This window comes from Ruegeria sp. HKCCD8929, assembly GCF_013031405.1.
GTDB lineage: Bacteria > Pseudomonadota > Alphaproteobacteria > Rhodobacterales > Rhodobacteraceae > Ruegeria.
In genome coordinates this window covers 46,958-68,122 of record NZ_WPZY01000016.1, presented here as the reverse complement: position 1 = coordinate 68,122, position 21,165 = coordinate 46,958, and the positions used below count along the sequence as shown (strand labels likewise).

15 protein-coding genes are annotated in these 21,165 nt (G+C 59.5%); 11 read left to right on the top strand and 4 right to left on the bottom strand.

The window, feature by feature from the left end:
* Nucleotides 1-52 precede the first annotated feature (52 nt).
* From GOX53_RS20295 to GOX53_RS20280, 4 genes are all read left to right on the top strand, one after another.
* Nucleotides 53-838: a family 16 glycosylhydrolase gene (locus tag GOX53_RS20295; protein ID WP_171179596.1), complete on the top strand. Its 786-nt coding sequence runs from the start codon at nt 53-55 to the stop codon at nt 836-838.
* 265 nt (nt 839-1,103) lie between these two features.
* A complete protein-coding gene (locus GOX53_RS20290) occupies nt 1,104-2,399 on the top strand; it encodes an O-antigen ligase (RefSeq protein WP_171179595.1) in 1,296 nt (431 codons plus the stop codon).
* Between the two features lie 105 nt (nt 2,400-2,504).
* A complete protein-coding gene (locus GOX53_RS20285; RefSeq protein WP_171179593.1) occupies nt 2,505-4,721 on the top strand; it encodes a GumC family protein in 2,217 nt (738 codons plus the stop codon).
* Entirely contained in the window at nt 4,714-6,099 is a 1,386-nt protein-coding gene (locus tag GOX53_RS20280; RefSeq protein WP_171179590.1) for a polysaccharide biosynthesis/export family protein, read from the top strand. The genes GOX53_RS20285 and GOX53_RS20280 overlap by 8 nt, the downstream gene beginning before the upstream one ends.
* Nucleotides 6,100-6,126: 27 nt before the next feature.
* Here GOX53_RS20280 and GOX53_RS20275 read toward each other — a convergent pair whose 3' ends face one another.
* Entirely contained in the window at nt 6,127-7,182 is a 1,056-nt protein-coding gene (locus GOX53_RS20275; RefSeq protein ID WP_171179588.1) for a glycosyltransferase, read from the bottom strand.
* Between the two features lie 417 nt (nt 7,183-7,599).
* Here GOX53_RS20275 and GOX53_RS20270 point away from each other — a divergent pair, with 417 nt between their 5' ends.
* Together GOX53_RS20270 and GOX53_RS20265 are read left to right on the top strand one after the other, a co-directional pair.
* Nucleotides 7,600-8,316, top strand: a complete 717-nt coding sequence (locus tag GOX53_RS20270) for a sugar transferase (RefSeq protein WP_254446658.1) — start codon at nt 7,600-7,602, stop codon at nt 8,314-8,316.
* A 28-nt stretch (nt 8,317-8,344) separates the two neighbouring features.
* A complete protein-coding gene (locus GOX53_RS20265; protein WP_171179587.1) occupies nt 8,345-9,715 on the top strand; it encodes a glycosyltransferase family 2 protein in 1,371 nt (456 codons plus the stop codon).
* A gap of 6 nt (nt 9,716-9,721) precedes the next feature.
* Here the strand turns inward: GOX53_RS20265 and GOX53_RS20260 are convergent, their stop codons facing one another.
* The 3 genes from GOX53_RS20260 to GOX53_RS20250 form a co-directional block, all read right to left on the bottom strand.
* Nucleotides 9,722-10,717: a glycosyltransferase family 2 protein gene (locus tag GOX53_RS20260; protein WP_171179585.1), complete on the bottom strand. Its 996-nt coding sequence runs from the start codon at nt 10,715-10,717 to the stop codon at nt 9,722-9,724.
* A gap of 125 nt (nt 10,718-10,842) precedes the next feature.
* Complete coding sequence (locus tag GOX53_RS20255; RefSeq protein WP_171179583.1) at nt 10,843-11,091, bottom strand: hypothetical protein; 249 nt, start codon at nt 11,089-11,091, stop codon at nt 10,843-10,845.
* Between the two features lie 307 nt (nt 11,092-11,398).
* The gene (locus tag GOX53_RS20250) at nt 11,399-14,587 is read right to left on the bottom strand and encodes a glycosyltransferase (RefSeq protein ID WP_171179580.1); all 3,189 of its coding nucleotides are present in this window, start codon (nt 14,585-14,587) and stop codon (nt 11,399-11,401) included.
* Nucleotides 14,588-14,938: 351 nt separating this feature from the next.
* Here GOX53_RS20250 and GOX53_RS20245 point away from each other — a divergent pair, with 351 nt between their 5' ends.
* The 5 genes from GOX53_RS20245 to GOX53_RS20225 all read left to right on the top strand — a co-directional run bounded on the left by GOX53_RS20245 (nt 14,939) and on the right by GOX53_RS20225 (nt 20,637).
* Complete coding sequence (locus GOX53_RS20245; protein WP_171179578.1) at nt 14,939-16,459, top strand: lipopolysaccharide biosynthesis protein; 1,521 nt, start codon at nt 14,939-14,941, stop codon at nt 16,457-16,459.
* 43 nt (nt 16,460-16,502) lie between these two features.
* On the top strand, nt 16,503-17,273 hold the full coding sequence (locus GOX53_RS20240; RefSeq protein ID WP_171179576.1) for a sulfotransferase family 2 domain-containing protein: 771 nt from the start codon (nt 16,503-16,505) through the stop codon (nt 17,271-17,273).
* 76 nt (nt 17,274-17,349) lie between these two features.
* A complete protein-coding gene (locus GOX53_RS20235) occupies nt 17,350-18,438 on the top strand; it encodes a glycosyltransferase (RefSeq protein ID WP_171179575.1) in 1,089 nt (362 codons plus the stop codon).
* A gap of 30 nt (nt 18,439-18,468) precedes the next feature.
* A complete protein-coding gene (locus GOX53_RS20230) occupies nt 18,469-19,617 on the top strand; it encodes a glycosyltransferase (protein ID WP_171179573.1) in 1,149 nt (382 codons plus the stop codon).
* Nucleotides 19,618-19,704: 87 nt separating this feature from the next.
* Nucleotides 19,705-20,637: a sulfotransferase gene (locus GOX53_RS20225; protein ID WP_171179571.1), complete on the top strand. Its 933-nt coding sequence runs from the start codon at nt 19,705-19,707 to the stop codon at nt 20,635-20,637.
* Nucleotides 20,638-21,165 lie beyond the last annotated feature (528 nt).

The window sequence follows — 21,165 nt, the reverse complement described above, 5'->3', positions numbered from 1 at the left end:
AATTAGCCTTGTGCATGACGACTCGCTTCCCTGAAACGGAGTAGTTGCAGTCATGGTCACGCATCGCTTACGAGTCTGTTTTGCTACAACCGTACTGATAACCTGCCTTGCCGCACCATCCGGCGCGCAATCGCAGGAAGGCGCATCGTTTTTCGAGCCGTTCGATCAGTTGGCTGACAGCAGGTGGTATGTCTCGAGCGGCTGGGCCAACGGCGACTACCAGAGCTGCCTTTGGCACCGGAACCGGGTCAAGGTCGAAGGCGGTAAGCTGTTGTTATCACTGACTGCAAACGCAAAGCAGGATCGCGACTTCAGTTGCGGTGAGATACAAACGAACGACCGTTTGGGATATGGAACCTTCGAGGCGCGGATCAAGGTCCCTTATGCGCGCGGAATGAACGCCAATATGTTCACGTTCATCGGGTCACCCCAGGACCGGCCGCATAATGAAATCGACTTCGAGTTCATTGCGCCGAATTCACCAGTGTTGCAGACCAATTTTCATTTCAAGGGTGATAGCCACAATGCGGATCTGCAGAGCATGCCGGATGACGAGGCGTTTCACGACTATGCGTTCATCTGGGAACCTGGGCGGATACGCTGGTTTATTGATGGCGAGCTGATCCGGGATGTGCGCGGCGACAAATTGCCGAACGAACCGCAGAAAATGTATCTCAGCTTGTGGTCGACCGACACGCTCGTCAGTTGGATGGGCGCGTTCAAGGCGGAGTCCGCGCCAAAGGTTCTCGAGGTTGACTGGGCAGCCTACACCAAACTGGGCAGCGCGTGCGCGTTTGACCAATCGTTGCTGTGCAAAGACGGGATAGATGCACCGTAATGACGGAACGGGGCCGCATACGATCTTCACAGGCGAACGACACCCGTTCGCCCGCGTGCTTCTCAGAGCGCCCAAATATTGGGAGCCTGGGCGCCGCTGGTATCGCTTCACATCATCATCGCCCGTGGTTACGCGGTCAAACCCTCTGGTGGCGCCGTCCTGCGTGCCAAGGACATGAACGCCGTTGGGTCGCGACCGATCAGATGCCATTGCCAGACCCAGTCGCAGCAGGACCGGTAGTCAGAAGACGACAGGCTGCTTTCAGATGAATATCAGGTTGGCATCAATCGTCGATCCCGAACAGAACACGACTTATGTTGTTCCATGCGTCGTGCTGTCGATAATCGTTTTCGCCTATTCGGTGAATTTCGGTCCGCTTTCGATCCTGGCCTTCTACGGTTGCTGGCTTTTGCCCTTTGCACTCGCGCCCGGCATTCTGTTGCGCCGCCCTGGGCCAGTGATTTTACTCTTGCTGATCCCACTGTTCTTTATGCTGTCCACCATTTGGAGTGATGCTTGGCCCGCCACTTTGCGCGCGTCGATCCAGTATACCATTACCGTGTTCGCGGGGTTGGTTGCGGCGCGGATCACAGCACCCGGCAACCTCGCGCTTGGGGGCACTATCGGGGGGCTGCTTGTCCTGCTCTATTCGACGGCGAGCGGGGGACACTCTTACGATTACATCGATGGAGATTTTGCCTTTAACGGCGCGTTTTCATCCAAAAATCAACTGGGATATTTCGCGACCCTTGCAATCATATTCTCATTGTCGCTTGGCTGGGTATTTCGCATCCCAAGGGCGTTGGCACCATTGTGCGCGGGTACCGTAGCACTTGGGCTTGTCATGCTGTGGTTGTCGGATTCCGCCACTTCCCTACTCTCTGCTTCGGCCGCAGGTGCCGCGATGTTGTTTGCTGGGTTTGTCATGCTTTTGGCCCCCTGGCTGCGCCGCGCCTCGGTTCTATTGGCTGCAACAGCAATTGCCACGTTGGTCCTGGCCTCGCATCACATGGGAGTATTCGATGCGGTTCTTGCGGCTTTTGGCAAGGACGCGACCCTGACCGGCCGGACATATCTGTGGAGCAAGGCGTTTGAATTTGGGGCCGAGCAGCCGGTTCTGGGCCTTGGGTACAACTCCTTTTGGGTTCACGGTCGCCCTGAGGCTGAAACGCTGTGGGATGCATTTTACATCACCGCGCGGTCCGGGTTTCATTTCCACAATGCATTGATCGAAACCTACGTAGGGACCGGCTTGGTCGGTTTGGGGCTGGTCACGGCGCTGTGCCTGCTGCTGATCATCATGCCAGTTAGCGCCGCTCTGGGCCGAAAGAGCGTGGGGTCGCTCATACTCTTTGCCGGTCTGGCGGTCCTGTTTGTGGTGCGATCGGTCGCCGAAGTCGACTTCGTCACCCCGCATACCGTCGGTTCGTTCCTGGTGGCCTTCATCCTCCTACGCTTGTTTGATCACCATCGCAGCATTCGAAACGCAGCGCATCCGTCGATGCCGGTGCGGCCGACGCAACATCCCTCCCTGGGCAGATTAATCGGAGTCTTTGAATGAATTCTCCAACACACGAAAACCCTCATGTGCAGCAAAGCCGGTTCAATCTCGATCCGAAACAAGGGATGAGGTGCGGCGCACCGAGGGCATCATGGAGTTCCTGACATGAACGAACCCGTGAAAGAAAGGCGCATTACCTGGACAAAGAACAATGCCTATCCGCCTGCCGGATCCCGGGACGATATGCGCCTCGACATGGGCGCCATGATGCGGGCCGTCAGGCGGCAGACCCCTTTGGTGATGACATGCGCGATTGTCGGCGTGGCGTTCGCGGTCCTGATGATCCTGGGATCCGTGCCACGCTATACGGCTGTTGAAACGGTACTGCTAGATGAAGAACGCGCCGAACTGCTGAACGAGGTATCACCGCTGCCCAACGCCGTTCGCTCGGATACCGCGGTTCAAAGCGAGATTGAGATCATCAAGTCCCGCGCTCTGGCCTATCGGGTTGTCGACCTGCTGAAACTCGATCAGGACGCGGATTTCCTGTCACCGCCACTTGGCATAACGGAAAAAATGAACCGGATGATTTCGTCAGTTACCCGCCCGCTGGCGCGGCTGCTGACACCTGACCCGCCCGCCCGGAGCGATGCCGCTACATCGGAGTCCCGGGAAACCAGTGCACAGGAACCCCAAATCCCCGACTTCAACCTTGAAGTTACGGATCGCGATCGTGCGGTGCGGATATTGCGCGACAGGCTTTCGGTCTCGCGGTCCGGCCGCAGCCTTGTAATCGAAATCGGGTTCTCGGATTTTGACCCGAGGCGCGCGGCACTGATTGCGCGCGGCTATGGGTTAGCTTATGAAAACTTTCAGCTTGAGACGACAGATGAGGTCGCCGCCAAGGCCGAAGCATGGCTGCGCGAGCGTCTGGAGGTGCTGGAACAAAAGAGTATCGAGGCCACCTCGGCCCTGCAGGAATTCCGCACCGAAAACGATCTGGTGCAGGCGCGTGGCGACCTGCTGACGGAACAACAGCAATCGGAACTGGCCAGCGAGCTTGTGGATGCTGCCGCATCCGCCGCCGAGGCTGAAGCCTATCTCGGCAGCATGGAGTCGCTACTGGCCCGCGCCAAGGACAACGGAGACATCATTGCGGTCCCGTTTGTCGAGGGCCTCATTACCGGGGTCAGCGATGAGGTGCGGCGCGAATATCTGAGCGCAAGCCAAAGCTATCGCCGGATCGCCGGCCAGTTCGGCGAAACCCACCCGCAGGCGCAGCAGTTGAATGACAGAATTCAGGTTCTGGCGGATGCCCTGCTGGTCGAACTGGAACAGGCGACCGAGGCCGCCCGCATTGCATACAGCATGGCACGCGGACGGGAACAATCTTTGCGTTCGGATCTCGAAGCAACAACAGGCACGTCGGATCTGAACGTGTCGCTTCGTGGCAGACTGCAACAGCTCGAAGCCATCTCGGAAACCTATGCGCAGGTCTATCGGGACTATCTGGCCCGACTCGAAGTCACGATGCAGCAACAGAATTTTCCCATCGCATCCATCAAGATCATCTCGCCCGCCGAAGTCCCCAAAGACCCGTCCAGCCCCCGCAAAAAGGCGATGCTGTTTGCCGGCCTTTTGTTGGGTGGTCTTTTGGGGGCATTGGCCGGAACGGCACGCGAGTTGGTCCCGAGACCTGTGCGGACCGTCTCGGAGCTGTGGCAGGATGTGGGTGTGAGTTGCGCGGGAATGCTGCCGGACACTGCGAGCCTGCGCGATGCAGGCGCGGCAAACACATACGCGCGAACCGTTGAACGCCTGGCGCAGGCATGCGAAGCCAACGCGCTGAAATCAAAGGGCTTGCTGATCGGAATCGCTCCGCTGACACCGGGCGTGAAAAAGACATATGACCTGCCCCTGGAACTGGCCAACCGGCTATCCCGCAACGGCATATGCCGGGTCATGGTTGTTTTTGAACGACCGCCACCAGAAGCATTGCCTGCCAAGGCGCTGAACCATATTGAATCCATCAGCCTGCAGGATGCCCTTGACGGCGTGCGCGCGGCACCCGGGGCTGGCATTGAAAACAGCGACCAAACCCTGTTGGCCAGGGAACTGCGCGCCAGTTTCAGCTTTGTGCTGGTCGTCATGGATCCGTTGAGCCAGGCAAGCCAGTCGGATCCGCACGCATGGGCCTATGACAGCACCCTTCTGCGCATCCCCTGGGGAAAGGTCCTGCCGCGATTTGTCTCGGACGCATTGCTGGATCATCCACGCTTCAGCGATGCTTTGACAACAACGGTTCTCGAAGACGCCAACCTTGCGAAGGCAAGGCGATATGTAAGCCCCGGCAGTTATGAGGAGCTCAAGATCAATGCTTAGAGACATCCTTTTGAAAGCCGCATCCGCTGGCCTGCGCGGCAAACCCTGGTTTCTTGGGCTGTGCCTGCTGACTGCGGGCGGCATGCTGACACCGGCGCAAGCCGAAAACGACACCGCGATGACCGAGACGCTCGGACCACAACAGACTTTGGACATCCGGATTGGCCGCTGGGATCCGGTGAACGAGGTTTTTACCTCGTGGGATACGATTGCCGGGTCGTACCTGATAAGCGCAACGGGCACGGTCTCGCTGCCCCTTATCGGAAGCGTTCAGGCAACCGGGCTGACGCCGGATGAATTGGGTACTGAATTGTCGCGACGCATCCAGGACCGCATTGGGCTGAGCACCGACGTGCAGGCCATCGTAACCATCACGGAATTTGCCCCGATTTACGTGCTGGGCGATGTGCGGGCGCCAGGCGCTTACCTGCATGTACCGGGGATGACCGTGCTTCAGGCGCTCAGCCTGTCGGGCGGAGTCAACCGGGCCTCTTCGGCGCTGGTCCGGGGCGAGCGCAACGCGCTTAACGCATTTGGGAACTACCGGGTGATGGAGTTGGACAAGATGCGGCGGCTGGCCCGGCTCGCGCGGCTCGAGGCGGAAGAAGCTGGAACCGGGATCGACGTTCCGCCCGAACTGGCCTCGTCGCCTCTGGGTGCCGAACTGATCGAACAAGAGCGCAAGATTATGATGTCGCAACAATCCGCCTTTGCGTCGAACCTTGCGCAGATCGAGGAGTTGGAAGCCCTGCTGCTGGAACGCATAGCACGGTTGCAGCAGCAGGCGGATCTGCGTCAGCGGCAACTGAATTTGCTGAACGAAGAGCTTGAAAACGCCTCCAGCCTTGTCGAGCGGGGCCTGTCTATTGCTACCCGTGAAAGCAATCTTCAGCGCGCCGTTGCAGACCAACAGGTAAGATTGCTTGAAGTTGAAACCGCACGGCTGAGCGCCGAGCAACGCCTCAGCGAAACGCGGCGCGACAGGCTGGATCTGACCAATCAGCGCGATCGCGAACGGGTTCAGGGACTACAGGATGAACGCACGGCTATCGCCGAACTGCGCGTGAAAATGGAGACCGAGGCCGCGCTTTTTGCCGAAGCAGAGCGCACCGGCAATGGGCTGGTCGAGCTTTCAGCTTTGGTGTCACTGACGCTGCAGATCACCAGAACCGGGCCGGACGGACCTGTAACCTTTGTGGTCGGACGCAACGACCCGATCGCCGGTGGCGACGTCCTGGAGGTTGTTCTAGCTCGGCCCGGGCCGAACGACACGATCCCCGTGCGACGGCTGTCTCCTGAGACCACTGAAACCTTGCCGCCGGGCAAGCTCCCCTCTGCGACGCAGACTCAACCGACCACCGGGCTTCCACCGTCCTGATGTTGTCCGGTGCCGGTCTACCGTGTTTCAGGTCGAACGGTTCAGGATATCCAGCAATCTGTCGGTCTGATGCTCGGGGTTCATCTCGGGACGTTGGGCGTGTTCAAGAGCGGCTGCGGACAGGTCGGCATATGTCCCATCGTCGTACCAGAGGGTTCGTACCGCCTCTGCCCAAACCTCGACCGGGGCATCTCTGTCGATCAGCACGCCTCCGGGGCCGACAGCCTCGGGCAGACCGCCGATCTTTGACGCCACGACCGGAATACCACTGACTTGTGCCTCGGCGGCGATCCGGCCGAATGCTTCTTCCCATTGACTGGGTGCCAGAACGATGCGGGCTTTCTTGTAGACGCTGCGCATATCGTCCGTGGACGGCTGCAGCGTCACATTCGGCAACCTGTCGAGATTGTCCTGAAGATGCGCCTCCTGCGTCGGGGTCAGCCCCCAGCCTCGCACAAAAACAAACGGAATATCGGGGCACGCCTCTGCAATCCTCAACGCAACATCGACACCCTTGTTCGGGTGGGGATTGATAAACGTCACGTTTTCGCATGCGGTCGTGACCCGGTATTTCTCGGCCTCAATCATCGGGTAGATCACGTCGGCGGAAACCGCTTGCGTCTCTGCAAAGCGCCGCGCAGTGAAGTTCGAGTTCGCGATGAAACCGGTATTGGATAGTTCCGCCAACGATCCCCCAAGATCCTCGTTTTCAACATTTCGCAAATAGATGAACGTCCGCGTCGTTGCGCGATCAATCGATTGCGCCAGAGGCACCGGAAGCCGGGATTGGAAAATCGCCACATCGGCCTTGAAGTCGGACACAACCTGACGCGCTGCGTCCTGAGCGAACCATGCGCGAAAGACGGGGTAGCCAAGACCATCATCGCGAACATAGCCGCGCCGCCTCAGTTTCAGCAAAACCCGCCCGCGCAGGCCCAGCCAGCCTTCACCGGTCAGGCCGGCCAGAACACCCACGGTATGCCCCCGCGCCCGCAGTCTGACAACCAACTCATGCGCGCTGGACTGCGCACCGCCATACATCTGCGGCAGGTAGGGATGGGCGCTTCCGAAGAGAATGCGCATAGGCGGGCTTACCTCATTGTCGACGTCGGGCGACTCTCGTTTCGCGCGAGTCGCGCCTTCAAGTATTTGGTGGACCTGGCTGGAGAGATGTTCAAAATACGCCTTCGATTCGGGCATGCGAGGCATCCGGAGTCAAAAGATATGCACCGAACCTATCCCAATGTGCGGAATCCCGGCGAAAGCCTCAGCAACCATAGGCGGTGCCTTGCTTGATCCAACATTGGGGTTTGCAATCGCAGCATTTGTCATACCCAACTTATCTGCATGTGTCGGAATGCACGTATTGGTGAAGGTAACCAGATGCAGATCACTTTCGCCCGCATGGTTTGATCCATTGTGGCGATCGCCGTTGCAACTTTAAGCGGCATGCGCGCTGAACCGCAGCGTCAGGCACTTGAGAGATGAGGATGGAATGTGATGAAACCGATTGAGACTGAAGCGGCCCCGGTCGAGGGCATGGTTTCGTCAATCTCGCCAGCGCGTCACGTCATTTGGACCCGCCCGGCGCTGTACGAGGAACCTGTCGGCGGGCGAGCCAAAAGAGCGATCGACGTCGCGGTTGCCCTGGTCATGCTTGTCGTGCTGTCGCCGCTCATGGCCGGGCTGGCCTTGTTGGTCTACAGCACATCACCCGGGCCTATCCTGTATCGCCACCGCAGGGTCGGATATCGAAAGCAGCCCTTTTCCTGCCTGAAGTTTCGGACGATGGAAGTGAACAGCGCTGAAATTCTTCAACGGCATCTCCAACAGAACCCGGAGGCGCGTTTCGAATGGGAGCAGACCCAGAAGCTGCGGGACGACCCCCGTGTCACGCCAGTTGGTCATGTCCTGCGGAAATTCAGCCTTGATGAGTTGCCGCAACTCTACAACGTACTTCGCGGTGAAATGAGCCTCGTCGGTCCTCGCCCGGTTCCCAGCGAAGAATTGCACCGTTACGGGCCTTCCAGTCGCTACTATCTGCGTGCGCGACCCGGCGTCACCGGCCTGTGGCAGGTGAATGGCCGCAACAACACCACCTACAAACGCAGGATTGCCTATGATCGCGTCTATGTCGCAAACGTCAGCATGGCAAACGACATCGTCATTCTTGTTCGGACCCTGCCAGCGGCGATGCGCTCTGACGAAACCTCGTGAAGCATAGCACCAAGACCGCTCTTGCAGAATGCAATTCGGGGTGCTGAACGGCATGGTGATGAACGACCAGATGAAAAACGAGACCAAGGCATTGAGTGATGGCTTAAGAACTGGCCCTGCCCGGTCCGAAAGCGGACCCCTGGTGTCGGTCGTCATGTCGAACTTCAATGGGTCTGCCTATCTTGAAGCGGCGGTTACTTCGGTCCTGAACCAATCCCATGCAGCGCTTGAATTGATCGTCGTTGATGATGCATCGACCGACGGCAGCCAGAAGATCTTGCACCAACTGGCCGCGTTGGACGATCGTGTCAGACCGATCGAACTTGAAACGAATTTGGGACCAGCCGGCGCCCGAAACGCCGCTATTGAGACGGCGCGGGGAGAGTGGATCGCTATTATCGACGCAGACGACCTTGTCCATCCACAGCGGATCGAACGCCTGCTTGCCACGGCAGAGCAGATGGGGGCAGACGCAATCGCCGATGACCTGCTGAGTTTCGGCTCTGCGGATGTGGCGGGCCAGACCCTGTTGGGGGATGATCGCGCCGAACGCTCTCGGCGCTTGACGGCCACGGACCTGATCCGCAGTGACACAGTGGTCGCAGGGCTGGCATCTTTCGGTTACTTGAAGCCGATGATCCGCCGTGACGCTCTTGGGCCACTTCGATATCATAAGACATTGCAGATTGGAGAGGATTTCGATCTTTATTGCCGCCTGTTGCTCGGCGGCGCCACCTTTCTGACTACACCGGACCCGACTTATCTCTATCGAAGGCATACAGAATCCCTGTCGCACCGTCTGTCCGCTGCACCGTTGACGCGGCTTATCGTGGCGCATGAGACATTGGCCGAACTTGCCGCGACCATGCATCCAAACGACCGTGAATTGCGGTTGCAGCTTGCCCGGCGCAAAGCGCGCCTTGAGCGGGCGCTGCGCTATCAGCATCTCGTGACCGCACTCAAGACACAAGGGGTACTGAATGCAGCGCGGCACCTCTGGCACCATCCCGTATTACTGCGCGAGATGCTGAACAGTCTGAGTGACCGTAGGCGGCGCATGATGTCGTCTGTCTGGCACGGAAGTTCAGGCGAAACGAAGACCGTCGTGCTTGCCGCGCCTGATCGAATGGATCAGGTGTCCGCCCCGCAGGATGCCATACGCATTCCGGTGGAAGTTGCACCCACCGCGAACGCGCGTACCTGGTCCGCACGCCGCGCAATGGCCCGTCACCTTGCCAAATTGGCAAGCCGAGGACCAATAGACGTCATTGCAGAAGGGCCTGCAGGGATGGACGCCTTGGGGTATCTGCCGACATGGCGTTCGACTCGCCGTGCGCTGCGCGAGCAGAACACCGGCCCCACCTCAGTTCCCCGCGACGCGGGTCTGAAGCTTTCATAGGCCCGGTTAGGACCCCAGCGCGTCTGAACGCAACAGCAGTCTCGCCCCGTCCTTTGGAGCCGCATCCCCGGCCATCTGGTTGAGGTTCAGCTTGTCCCGAGCGATTTGCCGGACCACCGGCCAAGTGCGGTCCGACGCGCCGCACAGATACCGGATGGCCGCCCAAGACCCCTGCTGGCGTCGCAAATCAAGAAAGACACGGTGATCCCGCTTGTGCCGGACTTCCCTCAGATGCGCCTGCATGGCCCGGTCAAGATCCGGCGAGTGGGTTCCTGCGCCAAGATGGGCCTCCAGCGCGGCCTGCAGCGCCGCCAATGCACCCGCGCCATGCCGCGCGCTGAGCGAGTCGGACCGAACCACGGCCGCATATCCCGGCCTGCGGGTCAGACACATCCGCGCCCCGGCCAACAGCATCCGGACATACAGATCGTAATCTTCACCAAGTCGCAGCGCGGGATCATAGCGCAGCTTGTGTTTTTCCAGAAAAGCCCGTGACAGCACCGGTTTCAGGAACCCAAGTTCTCCTCGCGACACACCCTGTTTGCGCAGGTTGCCCAGAACAAACTCGGTCGTTCCAAGTGGGGTGAAATCCGGCGCAATCGCCGACCAGTCCAGACCGACTGCAGTTGCTAGATGTTCCTGAGTCACGAAGGCGATGTTATCGGCGACCATGTCGATGCTCGGGCACGACAAAAGAAGTTCCAGCCGCTGCGGCAAGAACACATCGTCGGAATCCAGCACAGCGACAAATTCCGACGTTGCAGCATCCAGGGCTCTGTTGCGTGCCGCTGCAGGTCCCTGATTTGTCTCCTGCCGGATCAGCCGAACGCGCGGGTCCCGTTCGACCTCATCCCTGGCGACCGCGCATGTGTCGTCGCCGGATGCATCATCCACAACGATCACTTCAGCCGTTTCCGGCTGCACCAAAGCGGATCGGATCGCACGTGACAACGTGGTTTGCGCATTGAATGCAGCGATGATGACGGTGACGCATGCGGACATCGGACCCGGCTCAGTTGTATGTGGCGAGAGGGCGTTCCTTAGAGATAGCAACAGGGGTAGAGTATCCCTCTGTGCTGTCCAAGCACTTCGGGCGCGGTACCCAGCCCGTCAGCATTCATTTGCCGTCAGGCATCGGTCTCCTGGGACACCGGCGAGGGCGGTGCGGTGGGCACTTCGCCATCCGCGTCGCGAGTTTTGCGCTTTCGCTCGACGGCCAGCAGCGCGACAATCAGGACATAAGCAAGTTGCAGCACAATCGCGACGGCGATGACGAACAAAACCAGTTGGGACGTTTTGAAACCCGCCAGAAAGCCAATCAACGCCGACAGGGCGACGGACAGAAATAGACCCACAATAAAAATCGGCAACCGCATCAATGTCTCCAAAGGCCGGGCCCCCTTTGAGGGCCTCTTAGCCCGCATCACTTAAGGAAGCCTACAGCAAAACCACCACGAGCCACCACTCAAAATTCTGACCGGTTGTCGATGTCTAGAGCGTTTGGGGAGATACCCGACCCATGATTGGTCGCCATTGTCCCAAGGGCGTAAGGCGCGGCAGGGTACTGGCAATTCGGGTTTTTCCCGAACCTCCATCGTGAACAACTTGGCGCATCTTGAGAAACAGAGTTCGGACATAGCGAGCCCGGCACTAGGGTCACGGAGTTGAATGTTTGACCTTTACTCAGCTTGCCTGTGCCTTGTCCCGAGACGCACCATATACGGCGACCTCCGGGAACCCGATCAGAGACGCGATTGTGCCGGCATGAAGCGCACCCCGCAAAAGATTTGAGTTACGCCTGGCGGCAAAAGGGGCGGTCACCAGCGCAAATGCAAAGCAATAGAGAACCTTGGCGAATGCAAGCGGCAGTGTCAGCAGGCGCGCGCGTGCGGCGCCATATTTGCGCAACAGGCCACCATGGGTTTGCCCCATTCTGAAGCGTCGCTTCAGCAACCAGACCATAGTCGTCCGCGATGGCGCGACCGGCTCATCCAGCGTGGCCAACGGGGCAAAGGCGAGCCGTGCACCAGCCTCCATTGCGTCTTTGAAGAACGCGGTGTCTTCACCCCCGGAAACACCGCGCGCCAAGTCAAAACGCCGACCAGCAAGGGGCGCACTGGCCAGGTCCATGATGACATTGCAGCTGTGGCCTGCAATCGGCCGACCATCTGGCGCTCGTTCCGGGTTGGTGTCATGAATGCGCAGAGACTTCATCCACTCCGGTGCATCGGATGCATAGATCGCGCGGACCGGCCCGACGACCGCCTCTGCATCCGCCTCGCATAGGCGCGAGACAAGCGCGTTCAGCCAGTTTTGTGAGGCCAGTTCATCATCGTCGATGAAGGCAAACACCCGCAACCCGTTGCGTTCGGCCTCTTCCAGCGCCGCATTGCGCGCGATCGAGATGTTGCCGCAGGGGGCAAAACGGTAGATCACGTTATGCCGGGAACCCTTGGCAAAGCCGTCAACGATGCCTCGCGCGCTGGGGCTATCGTCGTTATCGACGACGATGATCGAAAGGCGGGTGCCGTCCGCAAGGTTCTGCTGTTCAAGCGTGCGTAGAGTGTCCAACAGGCTGGATCGCCGATAAGTGCAAACACCGACCGCGATGTGATCAACGGGAATCGCGGTTTTGCGAACAGCAGAGGCGAGCCTGGAAACGCCTTGGGCAACAAACGGGCGTTTCAACAACTGCCGCCAGAATCCGGACGACCACCCCAGGTGCATGGCAGCCGCGATAGGTCCGGCCCAAAGCGCCATCAGATCACGGCGCGCCAGAGCCAGCGCAACGCCACCAATAAGACAGGCGGAGATCCACGCCATCGCGGGCAGCGCAATGACCACAGACAGCGGCGCCAGCACCACCAGTCCAAGCATCGGAGCGACGGATATCATCGCCAGCTGGCGCAGACGGGGTCGCTTGCGATGTTTCAGCATCGTGCGGGCCCGGCCACGGCCAAAGTTGAAATATTGCCGAAAGAGCGCGGGGATCGAGCCGCGCGGCAGGTAGTCGAGCCAGGTGCGCGATGTCAGCCAGATCCGATAACCCGCCTGCGTCAGCCGCATATCCAGCTCAGCGTCCTCATTATGCGAAAAGCTGGCGTCATAGCCGCCAACGGACCGGAACGCATCAAGCCGCATCAGGGCATGGTGCCCATGATCGACAAACCGCCCCGAGCCGCCGACCCGATGCGCCGACCCGCCATTGCCAAGCCGCGAGTTCTGCGTCAGGGCTATGATCCGTTGCATCCGCGTCGTGCCGACCGCACGCATCGACACGACGACGCTCGCAGCCTCCGTCCGCCCAGCCTCCTCCAACAGAATATCCGCATAGTCCTCGGGGTAGCGGGAATGCGCATCCATACGGATCAGCCAATCCACACCGTCTGCAAACCGGTCACATGCCGCGTTCAGCGCCGCGCTTTGAAGGCGGGCCGGGTTGTCCACCAGCTGTATGTCGAAATCCGGCAAAGCAGCGATCCGATCCCTGACGATGCCCTGCGTGCCATCCGTTGAACCGCCGTCCACAATCACCAGACGCACTGGTGCGCCGAGGCGCTGTCGGCGTTGAAGAAAGCCGGCCAGCCCGTCAATCACTCCAGTGATATGCGGTGCCTCGTTCAATGTCGGCACCACGATCAGCACGGCATCTCGGGACGTATCGCATGGTTCCCGGTGCAGGCTGACCGCATCTCCAGCAATCGCGTCAACTAGTTCTCGAGCCTCTTGCCGGGTTGTCCTCCAGACGTCTGAGGGAACAGCATTTTGCACTGTTCTCAGGCCATCCAAGGTTTCGGGCGACACCTGATCCATCGCTTCGATCACCGTCGCCTCTTCGGCGCTGTCGAGTACCAGCCCGATGCCAAGATCCTTTAATCGGCGCGCGGTTGCGGTTCCGGCCAGCGCAATCGGGGGAACACGGTTCAGGCCGCTTTCGTACAGGCGGTTCGGCAACAGCCAGTCTGAATTCTGCTCCTTGTCGTATCGATCGACCAACCATGCAAGATCGACGCTGCCGTAGATCTCCTCAAGGTCAGCCGGATAGGAATAGGCCCCTTCGAACACAAGATCGGGATTGGCATCCACGACGCGGTGAAAGTCCGGCACCTCATCCAGCGCCGGGCGTCCGCGCAGAACGACCCGGTAACGCCCCGGACGCGCGCGTGTCAGTCCGTCAAGGCAGTGTAACGAAAAGCTGCACCTGAGGATGCCGAACCAGCCGATGCGCAGCGGTGCTTGATCCGCGACCGCGGGCGGGTCAGTGCAAGGACGTGAGGGTTTCGCATCCGGTGCAACCACCTTGTTTTCAACCAGAAGCACTGGCGCCTTGCATTGCTGATGAGCTTCGAAATGCTCTCTTTGGAAGGCGGGGGACGATACGATGATGTTATCGACATCACGACAAAGCCGACCCTCGACCCAGCGCATGGTCCGCGCCTTGAAAGACGGTCCGACCATAAGGCGGTGAATGTCGAGAACCTCGTACACCAGCCGGACCGGATGTTGCGACCACATCGCGCGGCGCAGCGGCGCGGCAAGTGCCAGCATCTCAAGATTACGGCACAGGATCGTGTCCGGGGGCGGCAGATCCTTAAACGTCGCGCGTAGCCTCATGCGTTGCCCAAGCACTGACAGCGCGCGCTGCATCATCCTGCCGTTGTGGGTCCGTCCAAGCTCCAAAGCGTTTTCGGGCAATACGCCGGACCGGCGCCGGAACCCGGCGATCGAAACCTCTGCGTCGCCCATGCGCAGCATATCCACCCGGCGCCAAATGGCCGCGTCATCCAGATCATGCGCAAGATAGAGAATGCGTTTCTTCGGTTCGGACCGTTTGGGGGTCCGCCCGCTATCGCTGTCTCTGACCGTCGCCACGGATCGAACATCCTGTCGCAGATAGACCCAAGAACTCCAGCTAGAAGGTCACGCGGGCCAATGTCAAAGCCGCACCCTTCAACCGGCGAAACTGAGCCGGTCTCGTGTCAGCGGATGAGCAAAAAAACGTCGATCCGGGGAAATTGCCGACATGTTACAAAACTCATGCACTCAACACTCAGACGATCAAATTTTGCTTTCGTAGCATGGCGTGCAGGCGCTTTTGCGTCATTGCATGGTGCTTGTTTGGCAGGAAGTTGCTGAAAAAGATGCTGCACCTGCCAAGGGCGGGCGCGGCACCGCAGGCCATGCAATTCTCGCCGCGTCGACTCGACGGAAAGACCCAAATACATGGCCCAACGCGAACCTCATGAGGCGGTCGAGACCGCTGCCCGGGATACCTACGGCGGAACCGTCGTGCTAGGCAGCTTTTACACCGCGCTCAGCCAGTGTGTGGTGGTCGGGTGTCAGATCGGCTCGGTGCTGATCCTGTCGCGTTTGCTCATGCCCGCCGATTTCGGTCTGATCGCGATGATTGGTCCGATCATCGCGTTTCTGTCGCTGTTCAAGGAAATGGGCCTGCTACAGGCTGTCATACAGAAACGGTCGCTGACATATGGGCAGCTCAACGCGCTGTTCTGGATCAATCTGGCCGTCAGCCTGTCGCTGACGGTTCTGTTGATCGCAGCGGCGCCCCTGGCCGCGGCACTCTACAACCAGCCCGATCTGACATGGCTTATCCGGGTGATGGCGCTGAACATGGTGATCACCGCCCTTGGAGCACAACACTTCGCCTTGCTCAATCGCGGCATGATCTTTGGCAGGATCGCCGTCAACGCAAGCGTAGTCTCGTTGTGTACTCTATTGACGTCGATCCTGTGGGCGTTGGTTTCGCCTACACCCTGGGCGCTGGTGGCGGGTACGCTGGCAGGCGGAATTGTCGGCGCGGCGCTGGTCTGGATCTGGGTCCCCTGGCAGCCTTCGCGTCCGGCGCTGGCACCCGGAACGGCCGATCTGCTGGGGTTCGGCGCAGGGGTGACAGGGTTCAAACTGGCGAATTTCCTGTCGCGCAATCTCGACAACATCCTGATTGGTCGCGTCTGGGGTGGGGCCGCACTGGGGTTTTATGACCGGGCCTACAAGCTGATCCTGTTTCCGCTTGACCGTGTCGCACAGCCGCTGTCACAGGTCATGGTTCCGGTTCTGTCGCGGATGCAAGACGAACCCTATCGGTACGCCCACGCGTTCTTTCGCGTTTTCGGGCTCATGCAGCTTGCCGTTCTTCCCGGTGTCGCGGCCATGACCGGGATGGCAGATACGGCGGTTCCCTTCTTGCTGGGCACACCATGGGCGGACAGCGCCCCGATCTTCGCGGCACTGGGGATCGCCGCGCTGGCGCAACCGCTGGCGAACCCTACAGGCTGGCTGTTTGTCAGCCAGGGTCGCACCACCGAGATGGGTTGGTGGGGGTTGGCCTCTGCCGTGGTCACCTGCGGTGCGTTCGTTTGGGGTGTGCAATACGGCGTTCGGGAACTGGCGATAGCCTATGCTGCGGTCACGATGCTGAAGCTGTTTCCACTATGGCTGCTCGTCACCCGCAAGGGACCAGTCGGACGGGACAACATCCACGGGCGCATTCTGCCGGTCTTCTGTGCGGGTCTTGCCGCTTATGCAGTTGTTCTGATGGTGCAAACCTCGTTGCCAAGCGTTGCGGTTCTGAAATTGCTGTGCGGTATCGCCATTAGCTACGCGGTTTTCGCAGGCATCCTGACCCTCAGCAACTATGGCCGCCAGATCTTGGTTGAGGTGAAAACCCTCGCCTTCAAAGCCCTTTGGGAAGTGCGCAAACGCCGTTCAAAGAGGCCCGCATGACCCGTTTCGAAACACACCCATCTGCCGCATCGCGACTTCATGCATGCTGCTACGCCCGGACACCGGAGAAACCGCATTGCCAAGCCTGACCCAGATCGGAACCGATATCGGTTGGCGGGTTGCGCCCGGCCGGATGATCGACCGGTCACGCCCCAGAGACGATCCGAACCTCGCGGACGTCTATCTCAGGCGTGGCCTGATCCTGATTCACATCCCCAAGAACGCAGGCACCTCGGTGGAAGACGTATTATTTGGATACCGCGTACGTCATCGGACCTGGCAAGAGATCAAGGCCACATGCCCGCGCGCCTGGCGGACCCTGCCCAAAATCGCCATACTGCGCGACCCGGTTGACCGGTTTCTGTCGGCCTTCGACTATCTGAAGACCGGCGGACGCAACGAAACCGACCGCAGGTACAGCGCCAGAATGATCGGCACGCAGACCGTGGGTGCGTTCATTGACAGGTTGTCATCAGACACGAGCTTTCGAAACGGATCTATGCGGTATTTCCATTTCCGCCCGCAGGTGGACTACGTTTGCGACGGGAGAACGGTCATGGTCGATACTTTGATCCCGTTTCCCAAGATGGCCGAAGGGTTGACCAAACTGGCAGACGTCGACCCCAGTCTGCTGACACATGCGAACAAAACCTCGGGCCCGCGAACGCTGAAATCCGACCTGACGCAATCGCGTGTCGACCAAATCCTCCATCTCTACTCCGCAGACGCCGCCTTATTCGCCCACGTTGACGAAGTGTGGAGCGCAACACGGCCCGACAACGCGCATCGGGCAACCGGAGCAACCGCACGATGAAGATGCGCCCCAACGTCATCCGTCGCGGCATTTCAACATGCGCAGCCAGCCTGCGCCATCCAGTAAGGGTATGAACATGCGAATTCTCTTTGCCGGTGGAAATGGCTGGCTACCCGAAGCCAGCGGTGGCACTCAGAACAGCACCGATCACCTGATCCGGCAAAGCATCGCGCAGGGGCACGACTGCGCAGTCTATTGCGGGTTTTCGGGCCGCGGGGTGTTCGGTTTCCGGATGCGTGCACAGCGCAAGATAACAGGTCGGCCGTTCAGCGTGGATCGCAGTCAGGGCTATGAGGTCATGCGCACCTGGGAACCGGTTGATCCTGTGCGGATTGCCGCCGCCGCCAAGCGGTTCCGGCCCGATGTTGTGGTGATCCAGACCCGCCATTCGGCCCAGTTGGGTTTGGAGTTCTCGAAACTCGGCCTTCCCGTTGTGCTTTATCTGCGCAACGTCGAGTTTGACGAAAACGAAGGAGATGTCAGCGCGATCCCGGGGGCAAGCTTCATCGCCAACTCCAATTTCACCGCCGGTGCGTACTGCGATGCTTATGGCATTGACTGCACGGTGATCACCCCGACGATCAACTTTGACGAATACCGCTGCGAAACCACCAAGGAATACGCAACACTCATCAACATCCATCCAAAGAAAGGGTACGAGGTGGTGCGCGAGATGGCGCGCGCCTGCCCCGACATTCCCTTCCTCTTGGTCGAAGCCTGGACGCTGTGGGACGGGCTGTTCAAGCAGATCATGGCCGAAATCGACACGCTGCCGAATGTCACTTTCATGAGCCGCACCTCGGACATGTCGAAGGTCTACGGGCGCACCCGGGTGCTGCTGGCGCCCAGCCAATGGGAAGAGGCCTGGGGCCGTGTCGCGTCCGAGGCCCATTGCAGCGGTATCCCGGTGATCGGATCCAACCGGGGCGGCCTGAGCCAGGCTATCGGGCCGGGCGGTATCGTCCTGCCTCATGATGCGCCGATCGACGAGTGGGTGGCCGCGCTGCGCAGGCTTTGGTCGGATGAGGTTGCTTATGCAGATCTGTCCGAAAGGGCGCTGAATTATGCCAAACGCACCGAGCTCGATTTCCATCGGCAGCATGCGGCGTTCATGTCCGTACTGGACCGCGCCGTTTCACAACACCATGCCCGCTGTTCAGCTTAAGGCAGACCGCAAACAAATCGGAGCCAGCCGATGAAGATCTGCTTTTGCGTCTCAAACTTTCCTGCCCTGTCCCAAACCTTTGTGACTTCTCAAGTGCTTCACGCGGTGCGGCAGGGGCATGAAGTGACGGTGGCCTGCAAATCCTTCGACCACCGAACACCGCTGTCGCCTGACCAGGAACACGATCTTGGCAACGTGCGAATTGTGGTTTGGCCGCCGAAACGGCCCTGGCTTTTGCGGACGTTGCCGACCAGTCTGTCCGATCGCATCGCCGCACGGCTGGGCCGGTCTGCGTGGCGACGGCAGATCGATGCGGATCTTGTCGTCGCGCATTTCGGATATCGCGGCGCGGCGGTTGAGCTTGCGCAGCGGGGCTGGAAACACCGTCCGCGACTGGTGACCGTGTTTCACGGGCGTGATGTCAGCGTTGAATACCGGCGGGACGCCATGTCCCGTTTTCGCAACCTGTTCACCGACGGGGATCTGCATGTCACAGTCAACGCCATGTTCGCCAGACGCCTTGTCGAATGCGGCGCCCCGGAATCGCGGGTCGAGACCCGGCATCTGGGTATTCCGGTGTCCGGCTACCCGTTCTCGACCCCCAAGTTTCACGCGCCACTGCGGTTTCTCAGCATTTGCCGGCTGGTCGAAAAAAAAGGACTCAGGACGTCCATCGAAGCGCTTGCACTGTTGCGCGACAGGCACCCCGGGATTGACTGGCTCTATGACATTGGCGGCGATGGCCCTTTGGCGGAAGAACTGCGCATGCAGGTGACGCATGCGAAGCTTCAGGATCGCATCCGGTTCCTCGGGGCCTTGCCGCATCAGGACGCGCTGCGCCGAATGATTGACGCGGATATCATGCTGGTTCCAAGCTGCACGGCAGAGGATGGGGACCAGGAGGGCATCCCCGTTACGCTCATGGAAGCCATGGCCCTTGGCACGCCCATTTGCACCACGCGCCATTCCGGCATCCCGGAACTGGTCGAGCATGGTGAAACCGGATTGTTGTCCGGTGAGCGCGACGCGGAAGAGCTGTACCAGAATGTCCTCTTCCTTGTGCAAAACACCGATGCGGCCAAGGGCCTTTCAACTGCCGCGCGCGACAAAGTTCTTCGCGAATTCAATGAAGACCGACAAAACACCCAGTTTCTGGAACGGTGCCATGACCTTCTCTGACGCATCAACACAGGAAAGACCAAGGGAAGGCATTCACCGTGTCCTCCGAAGCTCGCCGACCCGTTTGCATTGCACGAGGTGAAGACTTTGGCCTTTCCGGATTTCATCATTGGCGGTGCCCCGAAATGCGGCACGACCTCACTGCATCAGGTGCTGCACCAACATCCGGACATCTGGATGGCCAGAAACGAGTTGTATTTCTTTGATGCAGACGATCCCGTTGCGCATGCCGACTTCCTTGGGATGAACGGGGATGACCTTGCATGGCGTGCACCACATGACGAGGCATTGCGCGGGTGGTATCAGAGCCGTTTCGCAGACGCTCCGGATGGATGCCTGGTTGGTGAGGATACGACGACCTACCTGATGTCCGATGTTGCCGCGTTCCGTATCAAAGCGGCAGATCCCAAGGTAAAGATCATCTTCATGCTACGCGACCCGGTCGAGCGGGCTTTTTCGCAATACTGGCATCTCGTGCGCAGCGGACGGACGTGCGTGTCGTTTGAAAAGGCGCTGAGCAGCGAACCGTCGATCATTTTGGGGTCAACCTATGCTCCCCGATTGCGGCACTTCTACCAAGCGCTTGGCAAAGAGCGTGTGCACGTCGTGCTGTTCGAAGAGTTCCGGGCCAACCAGCAAGCCGCGATGGATTGCGTGACCGCTTTTCTTGGGGTGCCTCCTTTGCCCCTTGAACAAGTTGAAACCTGGCATAATCGAACAAAATACCCGGCCCGGACAGAAACTCTGCTGCGTCTGAACCGGATCGGCCGGATACTGGTGCGATATCGGTATGCGCGCCACTTCGGAGACGACAGCGGAGTCGTTTCGCGCGTGGCGCACAAGGCGTACCGCCGTTGGTTCCGCTTTGTGGAGAAAAGCGTTTTGACCCGGGACCGGCCACCATCCGAAATGCGGTCAAAAACACGCGCCTGTCTTAGTCGGCATCTGTCTGACCGAAATGCAGGGCTCTCAGATCTTCTCGGAAAGGATCTGAGTCTGCATTGGACAGGGTTCTCATAATGTTCTGTTGCAAACTGTTAACGTTGACGGCTGAGGCGTTCACAGCAAAGCCTGAATCGGACGGGCGTCGCATGGGCGTCTGATTGTAAATCCTCCTCTGTGAGAGGATGGACCATGTCAGCACCATTGCCAGCAGCGCATCCGGCGCGTTTCAAGGGATACGTTGAAGAAGGATTAGTCAGACATACGGCTGCCTCGCGTCAAAGGCTTTCGCCCGCGACGGGCGTCCCGCCGGTTCGCGACCGACACGTGTTTGCTAGATCGCCTGTGGCACACCGGATCGGACCGTCATCAGGGATTCTGTGTCGCACGCCCTTTCGTTCGCGCGCGAGTTGCGATCAACGGAGAATATTGCGTAACCGAGTAACACCGTCATCAGAAAACGGCAGGCAGGATCGCATACTTGGGGAAGTCGGCACCTTCGAACGAGGTCATGCCAAAACCTGCACACGTTTGTTGTGCAGGCAACAAGTGCCAAAACACGCAATCTCGCCAATCCGGGCCGAAAGTTTGGGACACTTCCTCATG

Coding starts and splice junctions, on each gene's coding strand:
- GOX53_RS20290 (WP_171179595.1), top strand. CDS start 1,104: ATGAATATCAGGTTGGCATCAATCGTCGATCCCGAACAGAACACGACT.
- GOX53_RS20280 (WP_171179590.1), top strand. CDS start 4,714: ATGCTTAGAGACATCCTTTTGAAAGCCGCATCCGCTGGCCTGCGCGGC.
- GOX53_RS20260 (WP_171179585.1), bottom strand. CDS start 10,717: ATGTCCGCATGCGTCACCGTCATCATCGCTGCATTCAATGCGCAAACC.
- GOX53_RS20245 (WP_171179578.1), top strand. CDS start 14,939: ATGGCCCAACGCGAACCTCATGAGGCGGTCGAGACCGCTGCCCGGGAT.
- GOX53_RS20230 (WP_171179573.1), top strand. CDS start 18,469: ATGAAGATCTGCTTTTGCGTCTCAAACTTTCCTGCCCTGTCCCAAACC.
- GOX53_RS20270 (WP_254446658.1), top strand. CDS start 7,600: ATGAAACCGATTGAGACTGAAGCGGCCCCGGTCGAGGGCATGGTTTCG.
- GOX53_RS20275 (WP_171179588.1), bottom strand. CDS start 7,182: ATGCGCATTCTCTTCGGAAGCGCCCATCCCTACCTGCCGCAGATGTAT.
- GOX53_RS20255 (WP_171179583.1), bottom strand. CDS start 11,091: ATGCGGTTGCCGATTTTTATTGTGGGTCTATTTCTGTCCGTCGCCCTG.
- GOX53_RS20295 (WP_171179596.1), top strand. CDS start 53: ATGGTCACGCATCGCTTACGAGTCTGTTTTGCTACAACCGTACTGATA.
- GOX53_RS20265 (WP_171179587.1), top strand. CDS start 8,345: ATGCAATTCGGGGTGCTGAACGGCATGGTGATGAACGACCAGATGAAA.
- GOX53_RS20240 (WP_171179576.1), top strand. CDS start 16,503: ATGCTGCTACGCCCGGACACCGGAGAAACCGCATTGCCAAGCCTGACC.
- GOX53_RS20235 (WP_171179575.1), top strand. CDS start 17,350: ATGCGAATTCTCTTTGCCGGTGGAAATGGCTGGCTACCCGAAGCCAGC.
- GOX53_RS20285 (WP_171179593.1), top strand. CDS start 2,505: ATGAACGAACCCGTGAAAGAAAGGCGCATTACCTGGACAAAGAACAAT.